Genomic DNA, 16082 nt, shown 5'->3' with positions numbered 1-16082 from the left:
AGCGGACTGTTGAATACCGCTTGTGCTATGTTGGATGCTATCTGCCGCCGCTGCATTTTGCCGTTAGGGCGCTAAATCGGAGTTGGGTAGTGGCTTGAATGTATCTATCCAATTCCAACTGACAGGCGAATGCCATGCAAGCCAAACTTCAAGAACAACTTTCTCCTGCTGATGCCGAAGTTATTTTGGGACGTTTGCCAGAACGAATTAAAGCGGCTCTAATTGCCCGTGCTGCGGAAATTGAATATCCGATCGCCATTTCGATCGCCATTTCGATCGCCAGTTTTCTCGACACAGAAGCATTAGGTTTCGTAGATTGCAAAGCAGGACGCGGGCAGTAAAACCGAGAAGAGGTGTCAAAGTTTAGGATATACTTCGTTAACGCACCCTACAAAAGCAGCGATCTATCTCTCTACCTCACGTTAAGCTAGAAACAGACAACAGAGAGCCAACCTACGCAAAAGGTTAATATCAATGGTTGCGATCGCCCAAAAAACCCTTTCCTTCGAGGAATTTCTCAACTGGGATGACGACTCCGGTAGGTCATTCGAGCTAGTCAATGGAGTTGCCATGCCCCTGAGTGAACCCACAGCCAAACATGAGGATGTCGTCGATGGTTTATGTCGTCTCTTGGTAGATCATTGCCAATCCTTGAACCTTCCCTACGTTCCCCGACAAAGTAAACAAGTCAGATTGAACGCTGCCCCGGGCGAAAGTGAATCGAGTCGTAAAGCCGACATTGTGGTGTTTGCCAAGGAAGAATGGGTCAGAATGCGTCAAAGTTCTGCCTCTGCTGCTGCTTATATTCCACCTCCCTTGGCGATCGAAGTTGTCAGTACGAATTGGCGGGATGATTACCGCATCAAATTGAATGAGTATGAAACTTTAGGAATCCTGGAGTATTGGATCGTTGATTATGCAGGGTTGGGAGGCGTTCAGTATATTGGTTCTCCAAAACAGTCTACCGTGACCATCAACCGCTTAATCGATGGTGAATATCAGGCACAGCGATATCAAGGAGAAGCCATTATTGTTTCTCCAACGTTCCCTCAGTTGGTATTAACCACCGCTCAAATCGTTGCGATGACAGAAGTTTAGCGTTTGCAAATTATTTGTAGGGTACTCTGTATTGCCCAAAAAATTATTAAGGTGCGATATACGCTACCAAGCTGATATTATCTAAAATCTCGGTCAAGACGAGAAGCTATGCGATCGCATATCCAGTATACTTTCGGACTTCCGGTGGATGGAAAGCCAGAACAATGTGGTCTTTGGGCACACCAGCCGCGACGAGTTCAACGGTGATGCCGTCTTCAATGCCATCATAGTGAATCCAAATTTTGTCTCCGATAATTTGGACATGGGTGACGCAACCGTGAACGCGCTTTTTACGATCCCAACCTTCATTGAAGAGTAGAAAATGAGTTCGATCGGCATCAATGATGACATATTGCTGAATGTCGCCATGACTATAAGAGATAGCAGCATGATCTTTAAGAATTTTCTCAATTGTATCTTGATAAAATTTTAGTCTATCCATTGAACAATCTCCTCTGTTTCTGAATCAAAAATAATCAGGTTAATCCTCTTTTTACGAAGTACCATTTGACATATCTCTTCTGAGAAAAAACCTGCAAATACGGTTTGGGCGATCGCTAGGTAAAGGACTCGTTCTGGATCTTCATCCTCCATAATCAGATAATACAAATCGTATTAACCGAGTGCCTTTTCTAACTCGCTTACAAGTGATGGATCGAGAAAGCTTTTGATTTCTACGGCAATTTTGCGCCCTTGCTTCTCGGCTGCGAAGAGCTTTTTTGCGCCCAAATCAACGTAGACTGAACGTCCGCCAACTCTGAGCTTGAAAGGATCGTTAGTAATTGTCCAACCGTCTTTGATGAGGGCGGTGCAGACAGTATCGTGATAAAAGTCTTTGGCAGGCATAGGGGCTGTTATGTTTATCTATCATATACCACATAAGTTCCGCAGAGGTTACGCGATCGCATATCCAGTGTACTCTCGGACTTCCGGTGGATGAAAAGCCAGAACAATCCGATCTTTGGGTACGCCAGAGGCGACGAGTTCACCAGTGATGCCGTCTTCAATACCATCATAATGAATCCAGATTTTGTCATTGCGAATTTCGGCATGAACCACATAGCCATGAACTCGCAGATGATTTTCCCAACCTTCATGTATCAGCATAAAATGGTTGCGATCGCGGCTGACCACCACATAGGTAATCACATCCCCATAAGTATAAGGAATATCCGCATAGTATTGGAGAATTTTCTCCAACGTCTCACGCCATTCGTCTACGGGTTGATTTGCGGTTGCCATTGGATAATCTCCTCCGTGTTTGAGTCAAAAACTATTGAAAGTTCGATCGCTACATCCTCAACGCCCTGCAAGAACGCCACCAACCTAGACTTCCAACCACCCAACCTACTGAAAAAGGTTTCAGACAATGGCATCATTTCCATTTCCCCCGCAATCTCTCAATGAGTGGTGCCCTCTCGACGAGGCGGGCCGCCGATCGTGGCTCACCTATGCCTCGCAACGTTTTTTCGACATCGGCGGTGTGTTAGTGTCAAAAGCTCCTGGTCGCGTAATCGTCCTCGATGGAAGCCTTTTCGATACACTTCTTGGCTTCTATTGTGCGATCGGGGAAGCCGTGAACGGGCCGGGTGGCTACTTCGGTAATTCGATGATGGCTTTCGATGACTGTCTCTTCAGAGGCTTCGGACTGGAATACCCGTACACCATCGTTTGGAGGGAGTCCCAGCGTTCCCAGTGCGTTCTCGATGTGCTAGCCCTGCTGAAATACCTTGACGACGAATGTTCCTGCGACTGGCCCTTTGAGCGTTTCGCAGACGACATAGGCTTGCGCGAACAAAGAAGAAGGGAGGTTCTCGCGGGCGATCAAACAATGTTCGACGAAATCGCAGAGACTATCCGAAGCGTTCCAGACCGTAATGGTGGATCGGTAACGCTTGTACTTGAGTAGGGTAAAGTCGCCATTAGATTAAGCCTATGGTAGTTCGCCAACGACAATGAACAATTAAAGCTGTAAAAGGGAGTTTAGACCAAATTAATTCGACTGAATTTGCGAATTCAAAACCTTAGAAATTCGATCGCGCGTTTCCTCCAAATGAGCTCGCGTATAAGCATCCGCATTCCGATCCAAATTCCGAATACTCTTGCTCAAACCCTCCCGCAACTGCCGCAACTCGTACCACGCCAAACTTCGCGCATCCTCTGGAACATTCGTTTTTCGCAGCACCATTCCGATCAAAATTGCTAAATGTTCCCGCTGCAAAGAACGCCGAAAAGTTGAAATTTGCATCTTCTTTTCCGGCTGCAAAACCTCTTGCCAAATATCCTTTTGCACAGTATCCAACACTTCCGGCAACCTCAAAGCAGTTTCTGGCGCCGATTTTAACTCCGCATCCCGCAGTCGCGCCAAGCGCACCGGCGATAGCAAAACCCGCAACACAAACCGCTGCAAAAAAGTAATTCGATCGCCGATCGGGTAATCTAGAGGAAACACCAAAGCCGGACTTCCCCAGTGTTCCCAGCGCGAAGGCGCCAATTTATTCAGCAACTCCGGCGCAAAACTAAACGCATCCGGCGCAAAAACGTACTTCTCTAATGTTGCTAAAGCTTCACGCTGCTGAGAAAGTTCGATCGGCACAAACGGCAACTTCGCATTAGTATCTCCAGGGCGAATCCGACTAAACGACTGTCCCCCCACATACAAAGTAGCATTCATCACTTGGTTGACATAATACCCGAACACCGAATCAAACATCACCCGCAGTTCGTTATAACCGTCTTCCCCAACCGGAATTCGCTTTTCCAAACGCTTCCACATCGCCCTAGCATTATCCAATTGCCATTGCGAATACCTCAGCATATTGGCGCTGAGATCAAAGGTATTTGCAGCGGGATCGAGATCGACAGAATCCTCATCCGGCGCGTAAGCTAATTGGGCTTGGGCCCCGCGGCTGGCAATTTGTTGCAGCGCTGGTAAGTCGCTGTTGGGGTTTACGCCGCCAATCACCTTGTAACCATACTCGATCGCCCAATCGTCATAAGGCCCTACAATCGTTGGAAAATAGTCGCCCTGCACAGTTCCCTGCGGTGCCAAATTAATCGGCACATAATCCATCACCGACGCTACCAAACCTTGCGTGCGAGTTACCTGAGTATTGTTCAAATCCTCCGGTTGCAACATCGTACTCCCGTGAAAATTGTGCCTCAAACCGAGAGTGTGACCGACTTCGTGCGCCGTCAAAGATCGGATATATTCATTAACATAATTATCAATCGTCCCACTGCTAGGCGCTGCATTTTCCAACAGATCGATCGACATTGCCCCCATCGCAAACTGGCGGCTCGATTCCAACCCAAAACACATATCCGAACTCGACATCAACCGCGATAAAGGCGAGCGCTTTTGCTCTTGGTATCTTTCTACCAAAGTCGGCAAATCATCAGCCATTCCACCTTGAGCATTTTCCCCGCTGCTTTTTCCTAAATCCCCATTTTCTAGCACATTCAAATAACGAGAATAGATCCCGAACTGACAGGGATTGGTATTAGAACCGTTTCGCCCTTGAAAACTCTTAGATAGCGATCGATTTTGTTCGACCAAAGACCCATAGCCCTGTTTGATTTCCCGGACAACATTAGCATCCAACAGAATGTCAGCATCCAAAATTTCCCCCGTCAAGGGGTTAGTACGAGACGGCCCGATGCCGGCAAACTGAGGCTCAAAAGAACTCGACCAGCGGATAGTATTGTAGCGAACGTCAGCCGGGTCCCATTTAGCATTGTCCGGCATTTGTTTGACCTGAATTGCCTCAGTAAAACCTGCCTTTTCAAAAGCTTTGTTCCACTCCAAAACGCCCTCACGAATTGCGTTTCGGTATTCGGTAGGCACATTATTTTCAATCCAAAAGACGATCGGCTGTACCGGCGGCGACATCGGCGCTGTCGGGATTTGCTTTTGCAAATGCCAGCGATTGATATAGCGCACAAAAGGCTCCCGGCTGCTCTTGTCAGAAAAGTCCTTATATGCTGTGAGAAAATAGCCCACTCGCTCGTCCGCAAGTCTGGGCCGGTAGCCGTTATTTAGCGGCACTTCCGAGAAACTGTAGTGAATGCGGAGGTTAAAAGCCCGACTGTCAGGAATCGAAGGTAAATAGTTAAGTTCACTGTCATTATCGCTAGAAAAACCATAGACAGAAGCAATCTCCACATTCAGCGGAAACGCTTTAACATCTTTAAAAGAAGACTTGTCTGCATCGATCGAGTAAGAAGAACCCAAAAGCATCGGCAAAATCGCTTTTACCCCTGGTAAATCGCGTTTTTCGCTCATCAGCAAATCGCCTAAATCGATCAGCAGAGTTTGTCTTTGCGGATCAATGCTTTTGAGAGGCAAAGAATAGAGAATCGAGTCGCTAAATCCCCGTGCTACCGAACCTGCTTGCGGGTCGCCCGGACTTGTGCGAAAATTTACATTTGGTATCACAAACTGCACGTTATTTTGGACGCGCCGCAGTTGAAACAAGAAATCGCCGATCGGCATTCCGCTCAAAATGCCCGCTTCCCCCAAACCAGATGCCAATGTCACAAAGCACAGGAACTTTTTGTCGAGTTGTTGCGGTTTAATTTCCAGATATACTTTATCAGTTGCTTGATTGCGGTAAAGAGTAAATAGTCCCTCTAACTTTTTCGCGTCTTTGACAACCTCTTCAAATGGTGCCAGACTTTGCTGTTCGCTACTTTGTTCGTTGCTGGGCGGCCCAGATGATAAAGCTACAGGTAAGAAGAAACCTTTATACAAACTGAAACATAAAAATGCTAAAGATAATATAAAAAATATCAAAGGCAGATTTTTTCTCGAAATTTTTATCTGTTGATTTTTGCTATTTTCAGGAAATATCAATCTTTTCATTTTCAGTATCCAGCCGCAGGAAAGAATAGTTTTGAGATAGTCACGCCACACTCGCAACGTTCGCATCATTTAACTTCTAAAATAACTCACAACTCAAAATTCAAAACTATTGTTTCGCTGGCCAGGGAATCATGGGATCTTGAGCCAACCGCTTAGAAACTGCAACAGCACCGTAACGGTTGAGGTGGCTGGGGTCGGAAAAAGATTCTCGCGCCTGGGGCCACAATAAACTCTTATCTAGGAAAATTAGTCCGCTTTGAGCTGATAATTCTTGCATATATTGCCGGAATTCTTGTTCGTAACCTGTCCGCACCGGGTCTAAATAATCTTCAGTCAGAGGCATATTTACAAACACGAGATTGATGTTGCGAACCTTGGTAAATTCGATCAGATTTTTGAGTGCTAGAGCTTGTTCGCCTACCAATTTAAAATTTTGATAGTCGGAGTCGTAATAACCAGATACTTTGGGGTGCTTCTGAAAGTAAGTTTCGGGATTGAAGCGTATATCGATCGGCAAAAAGCCATTTGGTTGATACTCGCTAACTGGTTTACTCGCAGCAGTGGGCTGAACGTTTTCAGTTGTTTGTTCACCCAGGGCTGCGGTTTGGGGGCTGTCGGTGGCAACAGGGGCTAATGAGGGATTAACGATCGATCGCAAAAACCCTTTAAGTCGATCGCGCTTTTTGTAAGTTGCAGAACCCTCCACCAACTTTTGACTCACCACTTGCTGAACATTAGCTTGAGCTTGTCCCAAATTGTTCACCAATTCAGTCGCAGTCGCCACCGGATTGTTGGCGCTTTCTTTCGATGTTTCGGATTCTAATTGATTGGTGGGGATCAGAAAACTACCCCGGCTCAATTGCCTGTAACCTTCCGAAGAAGCGATCGCACTAAAAGTCAAATCCGGCCGCCCGCTGTTGAGAGCCCTCGCCCCGTCAGCCAACACCAGCAATTTTGGCAGTTGTTGCGGCGGCAAAATCCGGCGGATGAGCGAATCTACAACCTGGAGAGTAGCTCCATTAACCCCAAAATTATAAGCCCTCAGCCCCGGATAGCCCGACTCTGCCAAAGCTGTTTCCAAAACCGCCGGGTCGATGCCCCGCAGCGCCCTGGAACTACCGACAATTAAAATATCCGGTGGTTTTTTGTGCAGGTGGATGTACTCTTGATAGCGCGCTATCTGGTCGTCAAGCTGCTCACTCCTCAAAGTCGGGAACACCGGAGGAGCAGAAACATCAGCTACAGGAACGCTAGTATTTCCCGGTTTCGTAAACCCAGATCCATTGAAAGCCTCTTGCTGGTTGGCGGACGGCGACGGCTGCAAGGGAATTTGAGGCAAATTCACCTCCCCAGAAGGGGGAACGGGGTTCGCGGTTTCCTTCGGCAGTCTGGCTGTAACGTCGCCTAAAGCCTTGGAAGCTGAATTTTGACAATTTGGCCCGCTGCAAACTTCGGAGGCGCTAGGAGCTTGACTGACCGTCGCAGATTGCAGAAATTGACCGAGGAGCCAATCGGTATTGAAAGTCAGCAGACAGCCGGCGATCGCCCAAATCAAAGCCATTCCCGCCGCGCGATCGGCTCTCACGCCCCCCGGCGCAGCAGCATTTGTTGACAAACCATCGTTGGGAACAAAAAAACCCGAAGCGACAAGCGGTTGCACCGCAGCTTGAACTAACTGCTCGCCCAGATTGTATCCGGGGAGTCTGATTTTGAAGCGGGGCCGCCAGGAGTTTGGCGTCGGAGCATCGAACACCAAATTGTCGCCCAAACCCGAAAAACTCCCATCCTCCGCCGGCGCAAACTCCGGCACCGGTTCCTTTTCCAACACAGCCCCTTGGGAGGGAGCCGGTGCGGGTGCCGTCGCTGATTCTTCGTCAACCGCCGTTCTGAGGTCTATTGCGTAGCGCCACAGGGGAAGTTTCTGGCCTGCGCGCCGTCCGTAGACTCGCACCCCTACCACTCCCGGAATTTGTAAGTGTCGCAAAAACTTCGCCACCGGCGGGCCTACCTTCGACTGAGAAGGGCAAGTCAGAGCTTCAGTCATGACGTGCAGCACGTCGGCTTTTTGCAGCACGACAGCGCGAATCCCTCCTGTTTCCAGCTTGCGTCTGAGATTGGGGTTGAGCAACCTGTTCAATAAAAAAGTCAAAGCCAATTGGTCGCCCTCGATCGCCAGCGTTCTAGCGTTCGCAGCTAAGTCGGGGTGGTGGGCGGCAGGCAAGTCCACCCAGTCTATCCACACCGGGGACTCCGGCGCCGCCTGAGAGTCCTTGGCTGGTTCTACGCCGTAGATTGTAGCTGCGCGGATGCCTTGGGGCGCAAATGAGGCTAACAAAGGGGCGATCGCGTCGGTGGTTTGCTGCTTGTCGGGGTATTCTTGCCGTTTAGGCTTTTGTCCTTTTTTGGCAGTTTTGCTGCAAAACAGGTGGAGGGTTGCTTCTTTGAGGGTAGCCCGCACTTCGACTCTCGATGCAGCCAAGTGTTGATTTAGCAGTTTGGCGATCGACTGTACGTCTCCCCATCTGGCCCATTCCTTGAGAATTTTGTCCGGCGAAGTCAAATCCACCCGCAGCAGCCAGTCCGGTTTCGCTTCGCCGCTGACTTGGCTGGCGATCACGGCTTCCCGGAAATCCTCTAGTTGCAGTTTCCGCAGCCTGCCGGCGATGGGTTCTGCCAGCAAGGAGGGGTCGGGGCTGTAAGCTGACTCGCACAGCACCAGCAGTCGGCGTTCCTTGGGCTTGATATTTTCCGGCCCATTCACCGGCAGGGTTTCTCGGTTGCTTTTGAGTTCTTTTTCGCGAATGCTGACTTTCACAGAAACTCCCATCGGCCCGAGGATTTCGCTGAGATAGCTGGCGATCGCATCTGGATAGCCCCGGCGCGCCAACGTTTCCGGCGAAACCGTCAATGTTCCATCTCGATCGCCCTCGCCTGAGTCAGCTTCCGGGGATTGAATCAAAGCCACTGCGCCACGGTTCGCTTTCTGCTGCGGGGGAACGGCGGAACCGACAACTTCCCGCATCGCAGCAGCCGAAGTGTCGATCGTCACGGGGGAAGTTTCAAAAGATTCTGGGTATTGAATGCGGGAGGCGATGGGCAGACTTTCGGCGTCAAAATCCAGTTCTTCCCGTACTTGCGGCGGGTGGGCTGCTGTTTCTATCGGTTTTGGTGTCTGTTTGAGTTTCTGGTTGTCATTCTTAAATTTGCCGAAAAATCCGCCTCTTTTAGGGCTTGCTGGCGGTTCGTCGGGGGAAGTCGCTGGCGGCGGCACTTCGGCAACTTTTGGTTCCGGTTGCTGTGGCTGTTGCTGTCGCTTGGGACTGCTGCAATCGAGCCGGACTGTCCAGTCATTTTGTCGGGAACCGATTTTGCGGCCGCACAGAAACAACTGGTAAATTTTAGGTCGATCGGGCAGTAGTCGCGTTAAATCAGTGTGTTCTAGGGCGTTGGTGAATCTCGCCGTCACCAATTCTTGAGACGGACACTGCGCTGCTTCGCACAAAATGTGCAGGTGATTTCCCCGCAAACGCGCTTGTACTTGAACTTCGGGAAGCCCTAAAGCTTCCCCGGCCCACTGCGACGCGCTCGATCGATTGTCTGCCAATATGCTCCCGTTCGCATTCAACATGAAACTCTAAATTTTGCCAAAGCTGGTTTTGTTTTCTAGAAATAGCACAGTTACAGATTTTACAGACAATTATTTGATTTGCCGAGCCTAACCGTTTTGTCTGGTTTAAGCCATGCTGGACTTAGTGTCTTGCCTTGTATCCCCTCGCCTTCGAGCCGTTGGGGAATATTTTTTTGATAATACCTCGACATTTTGGCACAGATAGGTTCAAATTAAGCCTAGCAAGAAGTTATTCGTTATTAGTCATATCGTTTCCGTTTGCATCCGAATAATAATTAGACCTATCTCATAATTCTTGTGGAACAGGCAGGATGCCTGTTCCAGACTGGCTTTTCTGGAAATGTCTATTATTTTCCGACTGTAGTGCTGGGGTTTCGTTGGCCTACGCGGAGAGAGTCGCACGATCGATCGCATCCGTAAACCGGGATTATCTCGATTTTATACAAAACGTTTTTTCCGAGCGCCAGCTTAATATCTCGCGAGAAGATATGTATAGGCTTGGCTACACGAGGACGATCGCTTGCAGGATATCCTTCGGATGTCACCTGATTTGATATCAGAACTCATTAGTCCGAAGGCTGCTGTCAAGATGATTATTTGCCTTGTAAACTGAGGATTACGGATTGACACAGGAGGAATTTATGCCGTCGGAAAACCAAGACTTGCTCAAAACTCAAACATCTAACAGTCCAAAGTTGCCAGTTCCCTCAGACATTTTATTGAGCTTCGTCGCCTTACCAATGCTGGGCGGGTTGGTGGTGGCTAAAGCTGCTGCTGAGTTTGTTGCGTCGATCGGCGTTGAAAGCGAAGAAGTCTTTCGGGGTTCGCGCCTTCCCGTACTCAACTTTCCTCAATCACAGGATTAGAAAGCTCAAGGAAGGATGCTGCAGCTAGAAGTTAAATTTTTTGACCCCGCCCAAAAACGGATACGGTGCCACGTACTCCTGTCAGGGAAAGATAAAAATTTTCGACCCTAGTTCAACATCCCAGATTTATCTTTGGAGGAAATCTCAAATTGTTCGACTTAGCGCGACTCAACTGACCGCTGGCCGATCGTCTCACGCCGATCGTCTAAAATCTAAAATCGCAAGTCAAGTGATATGAAAGCTTGACAATACGTACAATCTGTGCTCTAAGAATTAATCTCTCCTTATACTTTGTACATAAGTGCCTTCTACTTTCTACGTTGCAAGAAGTTGTCTCAAATTTGACTGCAAACAAAAGTGTTTTAGGCGAAACTAAACCATACAATTTTCTAGACACCCGCAGCTATTGAGGAACAGCCCGATGAGTTCAGTCCTCCAGTCTTCAGAACAGGCTATTGATGCAACATCTATTTCCCCTTTTCCCGCTTACTCAAAATCAGACCTGTTTCTGCGAAATCGCCTCAAAGTAGTAGAGGACTTGTGGGAATCGGTGCTGCGACAGGAGTGCGGGCAGGAATTGGTGGATTTGCTCCAACAAATGCGATCGGTCAATTCCGCCGAGGGACAAGCCACTCACTTTCGCGAGTCGAATGTCGTACAGCTAATCGAAAAGCTCGATCTCAACGCTGCCATCCGCGCCGCTAGGGCTTTTGCACTGTATTTTCAGTTGATCAACATTGTCGAACAGCACTACGAACAGCGAGACCAACAGCTAGCTTACGCTAGCAGCAACGACGCTGGGGGGCGGATGTTTTCTAAGCTGCCAGGACAAGCAACGGATGCCCCCGATCGCCCCCGGCATAGGGAAGGCCCAAGCCCCACCCAAACAGCTTTGAGCAATGCAGACAGCAGTGAGACGATCGCCCGAGATGCCGGCACTTTTCACCAACTCTTCCCGATGCTGCTGCGCTTGAACGTGCCAAGCCAGCAAATCCAGCGGTTGATCGATCAGTTAGACATCCGCTTGGTATTCACCGCTCACCCGACAGAAATTGTCCGCCACACGATCCGCACCAAGCAGCGGCGAATGGCGAAGATTCTCCAACAGCTAGACCAAGTTGACGAGAAATTTCAGGTGCTCGGAACCGACTCTCAAAGCCCCTACCCGGTGTCTTGCTGGGAAGCGGCGGCTCTCCAAGAGCAACTGATGGAAGAAATTCGCCTCTGGTGGCGCACTGACGAACTGCACCAGTTCAAGCCGACTGTACTTGACGAGGTGGAGTACACTCTCCACTACTTCGATGAAGTTCTGTTTGATGCTATTCCCGAACTCTACCACCGATTAAAGCAAGCTCTGCACGCTTCTTATCCTTATCTGAAACCGCCGAGTTACAATTTTTGCAAGTTCGGTTCTTGGGTGGGATCGGACAGGGACGGCAATCCTTCTGTGACTCCGAAAGTTACTTGGCAAACGGCTTGCTATCAGCGCCACTTAGTGCTAGAAAAGTACATCAGCGCGGTGAAGCGGCTGAACGAACTTTTGAGTTTGTCGCTGCACTGGAGCGACGTACTGCCGGAATTGCTGGAATCTCTCGATCGCGATAAATCGGAATTCCCAGAGGTTTACGAGCAGTGGGCAATCCGCTACCGCCAAGAACCTTATCGGTTGAAGCTGGCCTACGTGCTCCAGCGGCTGGAAAATACGCGCGATCGTAATTGGCGGCTCTACAAAGGAGACGAGTTGCAGCGGGAACGCGAAGCTTTGTCAGAACATCCCGGAATGACCGGCCTTTATCGATCGGGCGCTGAGTTTTTAGCCGAGCTGCAGCTCATCGATCACAATTTAGTGGAAACAGGTTTGAGCTGTCGAGACTTGGAAAATCTGCTCTGCCAAGTAGAAATTTACGGGTTTAATTTGGCTTACCTAGATATCCGCCAAGAGTCAACAGTACACTCGGATGCTTTGAGCGAAATTGCTGAATACTTGCAAATTTTGCCAAAGCCTTACAATCAAATGTCGGAATGCGATCGAATTATTTGGCTGGCAACGGAACTGCAAACTCGTCGCCCTTTAATTCCAGCAGAATTGCCATTTTCTCCCAAAACTTGCGAGACGATCAATACCTTCCGAATATTGCGACAAATGCAGCAGGAGTTTGGTCGGGAAATTTGCGAAACTTACATCATCAGCATGAGCCACGATGTCAGCGATTTGCTGGCGGTTTTGCTGTTAGCAAAAGAAGCGGGACTTTACGATCCGGCGACCGGAGTTAGCAGTATTCAAGTAGTTCCCCTGTTTGAAACGGTGGAAGATTTGAAAAAAGCGCCGGAAGTAATGCAAAAAATCTTTGATCTGCCGCTTTATCGCGCTTTGCTAGCAGGAGGATACGCGCAGGAAATAGCGGGAAAAAGCAAAGAAAATATCCAATGTCCAATCGAAACTCTCAAATTGCAAGAGGTGATGCTAGGCTATTCGGACAGCAATAAAGATTCTGGTTTTCTCAGCAGCAATTGGGAAATCCACAAAGCTCAAAAGGCTTTGCAAATGGTTGCGGAAAAACACGGTGTGGAGTTGCGAATTTTTCACGGCCGAGGCGGTTCTGTAGGGCGCGGCGGCGGGCCTGCTTACAAGGCAATTTTGGCTCAGCCTGGAAAGAGTATTAGCGGGCGAATTAAGATTACCGAACAAGGCGAGGTTTTGGCTTCTAAATATTCTTTGCCGGAGTTGGCGCTTTACAATTTGGAAACTGTGGCGGCTGCGGTAATTCAAGCTAGTTTGCTGCACACGGGTTTTGATGGCATCGACCCTTGGAATGAGATTATGGAGGAGTTGTCGGTGAAATCGCGATCGCACTACCGCCATTTAATCTACGAACAGCCGGATTTAGTCGATTTCTTCCACCAAGTTACCCCGATTCAAGAAATCAGCCAGTTGCAAATTAGTTCTCGCCCCGCCCGTCGCGGTGGCAAAAAAGACATCAGCGGTTTGCGAGCAATTCCGTGGGTGTTTAGCTGGACTCAAAGCCGCTTTTTGCTGCCTTCTTGGTACGGTGTCGGCACAGCTTTGCAAGAGTTTTTGCTGGAGGAACCGGAAGAACACATGAAACTTTTGCAGTATTTCTACTTGAAATGGCCATTTTTTAGAATGGTAATTTCTAAGGTGGAAATGACTTTATCTAAGGTGGATTTGCAGATTGCAGAACACTACGTCCAGGAGTTAGCTTTGCCTGCTGATAAGGAGCGTTTTAAGGCTTTATTCGATCAAATTGCTGCCGAATTTCACTTGATTCGCGATTTGGTTTTAACGATTACCGGACACCAACGTTTGTTGGACGGAGATCCATCGCTGCAGCGATCGGTGCAGTTGCGAAATGCGACGATTGTGCCTTTGGGGTTGTTGCAGGTTTCGCTGCTGAAACGCTTGCGGCAGCACGGTAGTGGCGGGGTTCCGGGGGTGATTCACTCCCGTTACAGCAAGGGTGAATTGTTGCGGGGAGCTCTGCTGACGATTAATGGTATTGCTGCGGGGATGCGGAATACCGGCTAGGCAAATAGTTTTGAGTTTTGAATTAGTGGTAAGGTGCGCGATGGAGCACCTTACTACTGGTAGTTTCAGAATTCGCGCGATCGCCCATTGTAGTCACAGCCATAGGAAACTGTTCGCTATCCTAGCTGAGATTTTTTTATGTCTAAACGCAAACAGTCTGAAGGTTGTCGCCCGATGCTGCGGCGCACTTTTTTATTTTTAACGGGCATAGCTTTGGCGCGGGTTGCGGCTGACTATTTTACGATCGCCCAAAACCGAGATAGTTTCTTGACTCTCGCGGGTCAACTGTGGCAAAAGTCACTCGCTTTTTTATCAAGTATACAATCAAATCAAACTCCTGAATCTCTCCCTAGCAATCCCATTGTAAAATCGGGAAAAACCAATCAACCTCTGCCGAGTAATCCTATTGTAAAATCGTCAGAAAATTCTCCTGCTGCGCCGCCGTCTCAACCTAAAATTATCAGACGTTCCGCTAAGCAAGCAAAACCCGTACAACTAGACCGCCAAAATGTAGCTGGCGCAAGTTTTTATCTTACAACTATTGACCTCGCAGACCCAGAAATTTATATCACAATTGGGTTAGCTAATAATGCAGATTTTGCAAATACTTCTAAAGTAACGCGGGGCGACGAGCCTTTTGAAAATATGGTGTCGCGTTACCGGGCTGCTGTTGTTGCTAACGGGACTTTTTTTGGTAAAGATGAGCAGAAATCTGTGCTGGGAAATATGGTGTCGGCGGGTAAGTTTCTGAAATACAGCCGATGGGAAAATTACGGCACGACTTTGGGGATTAAAGCCGGGAATCAATTGGAAATGGTGACGGCTAGAATCGAAGGTAAGCCGGATTGGAGTCAACATTGGTTTTCTCTGACTTGCGGGCCGAGATTGGTTAAAGGGGGGAAAGTTTGGCTGTCTCCTTTATCGGAAGGTTTTAAAGATTCTCATGTTTTGGGGGTGGGTTCGAGAACGGCGATCGGCTTTCCGGCTTCGAGAGATAAGTTATTTTTGGTGACTTTTCTTGATAGTTTGTCTTTGGAAGCAGAAGCTAAGGTTATGCAGAGGATCGGCTGTTTTGAAGCGATGAATTTGGACGGGGGCGCTTCGGTGGGTTTGGATCATCAAGGGCAGATTTTATTGCCGCCGGGACGGAATTTGACGAATGTCCTGGTGGTTTACGATCGCGAATATCCAGCGCCGGCTCAGTTAAAGCAGTCTTGGGAACGCTTTCAAAAGGGATCTCGACCAACGCCGGACAAATCAGTGTTTTTTGATTGATCTAGCAGAAGGAAGTTCGGCAACGCGCAGTGAATCGGGATGTAACGGATCGAAGAAAGAACCAAGAAGGAAGAAGGAATCGAGGGAGCATACCGATTTTGGGTAGTGCTCCCGAGGGAGGGTTGGCTCACAGTGAATAATTTGCTTATTTTTGCTTATATATGTTACTATTTGCTCTATGGCATACATACCACTGAGAAAAGCGGTCGAATTTCTGGGCTTGCATCCACATACCTTAAGAAAATATGCAGATGAAGGGAAGATCAAGAGCATCAAAAACGAGGCAGGGCAACGACTCTACGATGTCGAGTCATACCAGCGCGGTGCAATTAGAACTACCCTTGTTTGCTACTGTCGCGTCAGTTCCCCAAAACAGCGAGACGATCTCGCCCGACAAGTTGAATTCATGCGACAACAGTACCCAGACGCCGAAATCATCCAAGATATCGGGTCAGGACTCAACTTTAAAAGAAAGGGACTGCAAGCCCTACTGGTCAGATTTATGCGCGGCGAACAGCTCACGATTGTTGTTGCCTGTCGCGACAGGTTATGTAGATTTGGATTTGAATTATTCGAGTTCATGGCCGAGCAAAACGGTGGACAAATCGTGGTTCTTGACCGAACAGTTCACTGCCCAGAAACCGAACTCACAAGCGATCTTCTTGCCATCCTTCATGTCTTCAGTTGCAGAATGCACGGACTCAGAAGTTACAGCAAGAAGATCAAGCAGGGTAAACGCATCTTAACTTTAACGCAAAATATGCTACAGTTAAATCCGACTAAATTTTAGTGTAGTTTATTCAT

The 16082-nt window shown here is 48.4% G+C and carries 12 protein-coding genes and 1 pseudogene; 7 read left to right on the top strand and 6 right to left on the bottom strand.

The genetic code is table 11. From position 1 onward, the window contains the following. Positions 1-134 precede the first annotated feature (134 nt). Entirely contained in the window at positions 135-341 is a 207-nt protein-coding gene (locus tag QUB37_RS10310) for a hypothetical protein (protein WP_333161563.1), read from the top strand. A gap of 133 nt (positions 342-474) precedes the next feature. Further along, positions 475-1098 carry a Uma2 family endonuclease gene (locus QUB37_RS10305; RefSeq protein ID WP_333161561.1) on the top strand — a complete coding sequence of 208 codons (624 nt, stop codon included), beginning with the start codon at positions 475-477 and terminating at the stop codon, positions 1096-1098. Positions 1099-1204: 106 nt separating this feature from the next. Here the strand turns inward: QUB37_RS10305 and QUB37_RS10300 are convergent, their stop codons facing one another. The 4 genes and pseudogenes from QUB37_RS10300 to QUB37_RS10285 form a co-directional block, all read right to left on the bottom strand. Next, the gene (locus QUB37_RS10300; RefSeq protein ID WP_333161559.1) at positions 1205-1540 is read right to left on the bottom strand and encodes a XisI protein; all 336 of its coding nucleotides are present in this window, start codon (positions 1538-1540) and stop codon (positions 1205-1207) included. After that, a pseudogene (locus QUB37_RS10295) lies at positions 1528-1944 on the bottom strand (element excision factor XisH family protein). The gene QUB37_RS10300 and the pseudogene QUB37_RS10295 overlap by 13 nt, the downstream one beginning before the upstream one ends. Positions 1945-1992: 48 nt before the next feature. Further along, complete coding sequence (locus tag QUB37_RS10290; protein WP_333161557.1) at positions 1993-2340, bottom strand: XisI protein; 348 nt, start codon at positions 2338-2340, stop codon at positions 1993-1995. Continuing rightward, positions 2316-2477, bottom strand: a complete 162-nt coding sequence (locus tag QUB37_RS10285; RefSeq protein ID WP_333161555.1) for a hypothetical protein — start codon at positions 2475-2477, stop codon at positions 2316-2318. Before QUB37_RS10285 ends, QUB37_RS10290 begins: the two co-directional genes overlap by 25 nt. On the opposite strand from QUB37_RS10285, the gene QUB37_RS10280 reads away from it, so the two are divergent. Continuing rightward, positions 2468-3007, top strand: coding sequence for a barstar family protein (locus tag QUB37_RS10280; RefSeq protein ID WP_333161553.1), 540 nt, complete (start codon positions 2468-2470; stop codon positions 3005-3007). The genes QUB37_RS10285 and QUB37_RS10280 overlap by 10 nt on opposite strands. Positions 3008-3091: 84 nt before the next feature. Here QUB37_RS10280 and QUB37_RS10275 read toward each other — a convergent pair whose 3' ends face one another. Then, positions 3092-5962 carry a zinc-dependent metalloprotease gene (locus tag QUB37_RS10275; protein WP_445300017.1) on the bottom strand — a complete coding sequence of 957 codons (2871 nt, stop codon included), beginning with the start codon at positions 5960-5962 and terminating at the stop codon, positions 3092-3094. A gap of 106 nt (positions 5963-6068) precedes the next feature. Beyond that, complete coding sequence (locus QUB37_RS10270; RefSeq protein WP_333161549.1) at positions 6069-9590, bottom strand: hypothetical protein; 3522 nt, start codon at positions 9588-9590, stop codon at positions 6069-6071. A 641-nt stretch (positions 9591-10231) separates the two neighbouring features. On the opposite strand from QUB37_RS10270, the gene QUB37_RS10265 reads away from it, so the two are divergent. From QUB37_RS10265 to QUB37_RS10250, 4 genes are all read left to right on the top strand, one after another. Further along, positions 10232-10456, top strand: a complete 225-nt coding sequence (locus QUB37_RS10265; protein WP_333161547.1) for a hypothetical protein — start codon at positions 10232-10234, stop codon at positions 10454-10456. A 421-nt stretch (positions 10457-10877) separates the two neighbouring features. Continuing rightward, positions 10878-14003: a phosphoenolpyruvate carboxylase gene (ppc, locus tag QUB37_RS10260; RefSeq protein WP_333161545.1), complete on the top strand. Its 3126-nt coding sequence runs from the start codon at positions 10878-10880 to the stop codon at positions 14001-14003. A 138-nt stretch (positions 14004-14141) separates the two neighbouring features. Then, positions 14142-15278: a phosphodiester glycosidase family protein gene (locus QUB37_RS10255; RefSeq protein WP_333161543.1), complete on the top strand. Its 1137-nt coding sequence runs from the start codon at positions 14142-14144 to the stop codon at positions 15276-15278. A gap of 178 nt (positions 15279-15456) precedes the next feature. Then, entirely contained in the window at positions 15457-16068 is a 612-nt protein-coding gene (locus QUB37_RS10250) for an IS607 family transposase (RefSeq protein WP_333161541.1), read from the top strand. The last annotated feature ends 14 nt before the right edge of the window (positions 16069-16082 follow it).

This window comes from Microcoleus sp. AT3-A2, assembly GCF_036705685.1.
Classification (GTDB): domain Bacteria; phylum Cyanobacteriota; class Cyanobacteriia; order Cyanobacteriales; family Microcoleaceae; genus Microcoleus.
Note: the sequence above shows the minus strand (reverse complement) of the source record. Positions and strands in the feature narration are given on the sequence as shown.

Bases quoted from the DNA above. Each gene is read 5' to 3' on its own strand.
- QUB37_RS10265 (WP_333161547.1), top strand. From the start codon at position 10,232: ATGCCGTCGGAAAACCAAGACTTGCTCAAAACTCAAACATCTAACAGT.
- ppc (WP_333161545.1), top strand. From the start codon at position 10,878: ATGAGTTCAGTCCTCCAGTCTTCAGAACAGGCTATTGATGCAACATCT.
- QUB37_RS10270 (WP_333161549.1), bottom strand. From the start codon at position 9,590: ATGTTGAATGCGAACGGGAGCATATTGGCAGACAATCGATCGAGCGCG.
- QUB37_RS10285 (WP_333161555.1), bottom strand. From the start codon at position 2,477: ATGATGCCATTGTCTGAAACCTTTTTCAGTAGGTTGGGTGGTTGGAAG.
- QUB37_RS10310 (WP_333161563.1), top strand. From the start codon at position 135: ATGCAAGCCAAACTTCAAGAACAACTTTCTCCTGCTGATGCCGAAGTT.
- QUB37_RS10305 (WP_333161561.1), top strand. From the start codon at position 475: ATGGTTGCGATCGCCCAAAAAACCCTTTCCTTCGAGGAATTTCTCAAC.
- QUB37_RS10300 (WP_333161559.1), bottom strand. From the start codon at position 1,540: ATGGATAGACTAAAATTTTATCAAGATACAATTGAGAAAATTCTTAAA.
- QUB37_RS10250 (WP_333161541.1), top strand. From the start codon at position 15,457: ATGGCATACATACCACTGAGAAAAGCGGTCGAATTTCTGGGCTTGCAT.
- QUB37_RS10255 (WP_333161543.1), top strand. From the start codon at position 14,142: ATGTCTAAACGCAAACAGTCTGAAGGTTGTCGCCCGATGCTGCGGCGC.
- QUB37_RS10280 (WP_333161553.1), top strand. From the start codon at position 2,468: ATGGCATCATTTCCATTTCCCCCGCAATCTCTCAATGAGTGGTGCCCT.
- QUB37_RS10290 (WP_333161557.1), bottom strand. From the start codon at position 2,340: ATGGCAACCGCAAATCAACCCGTAGACGAATGGCGTGAGACGTTGGAG.
- QUB37_RS10275 (WP_445300017.1), bottom strand. From the start codon at position 5,962: ATGAAAAGATTGATATTTCCTGAAAATAGCAAAAATCAACAGATAAAA.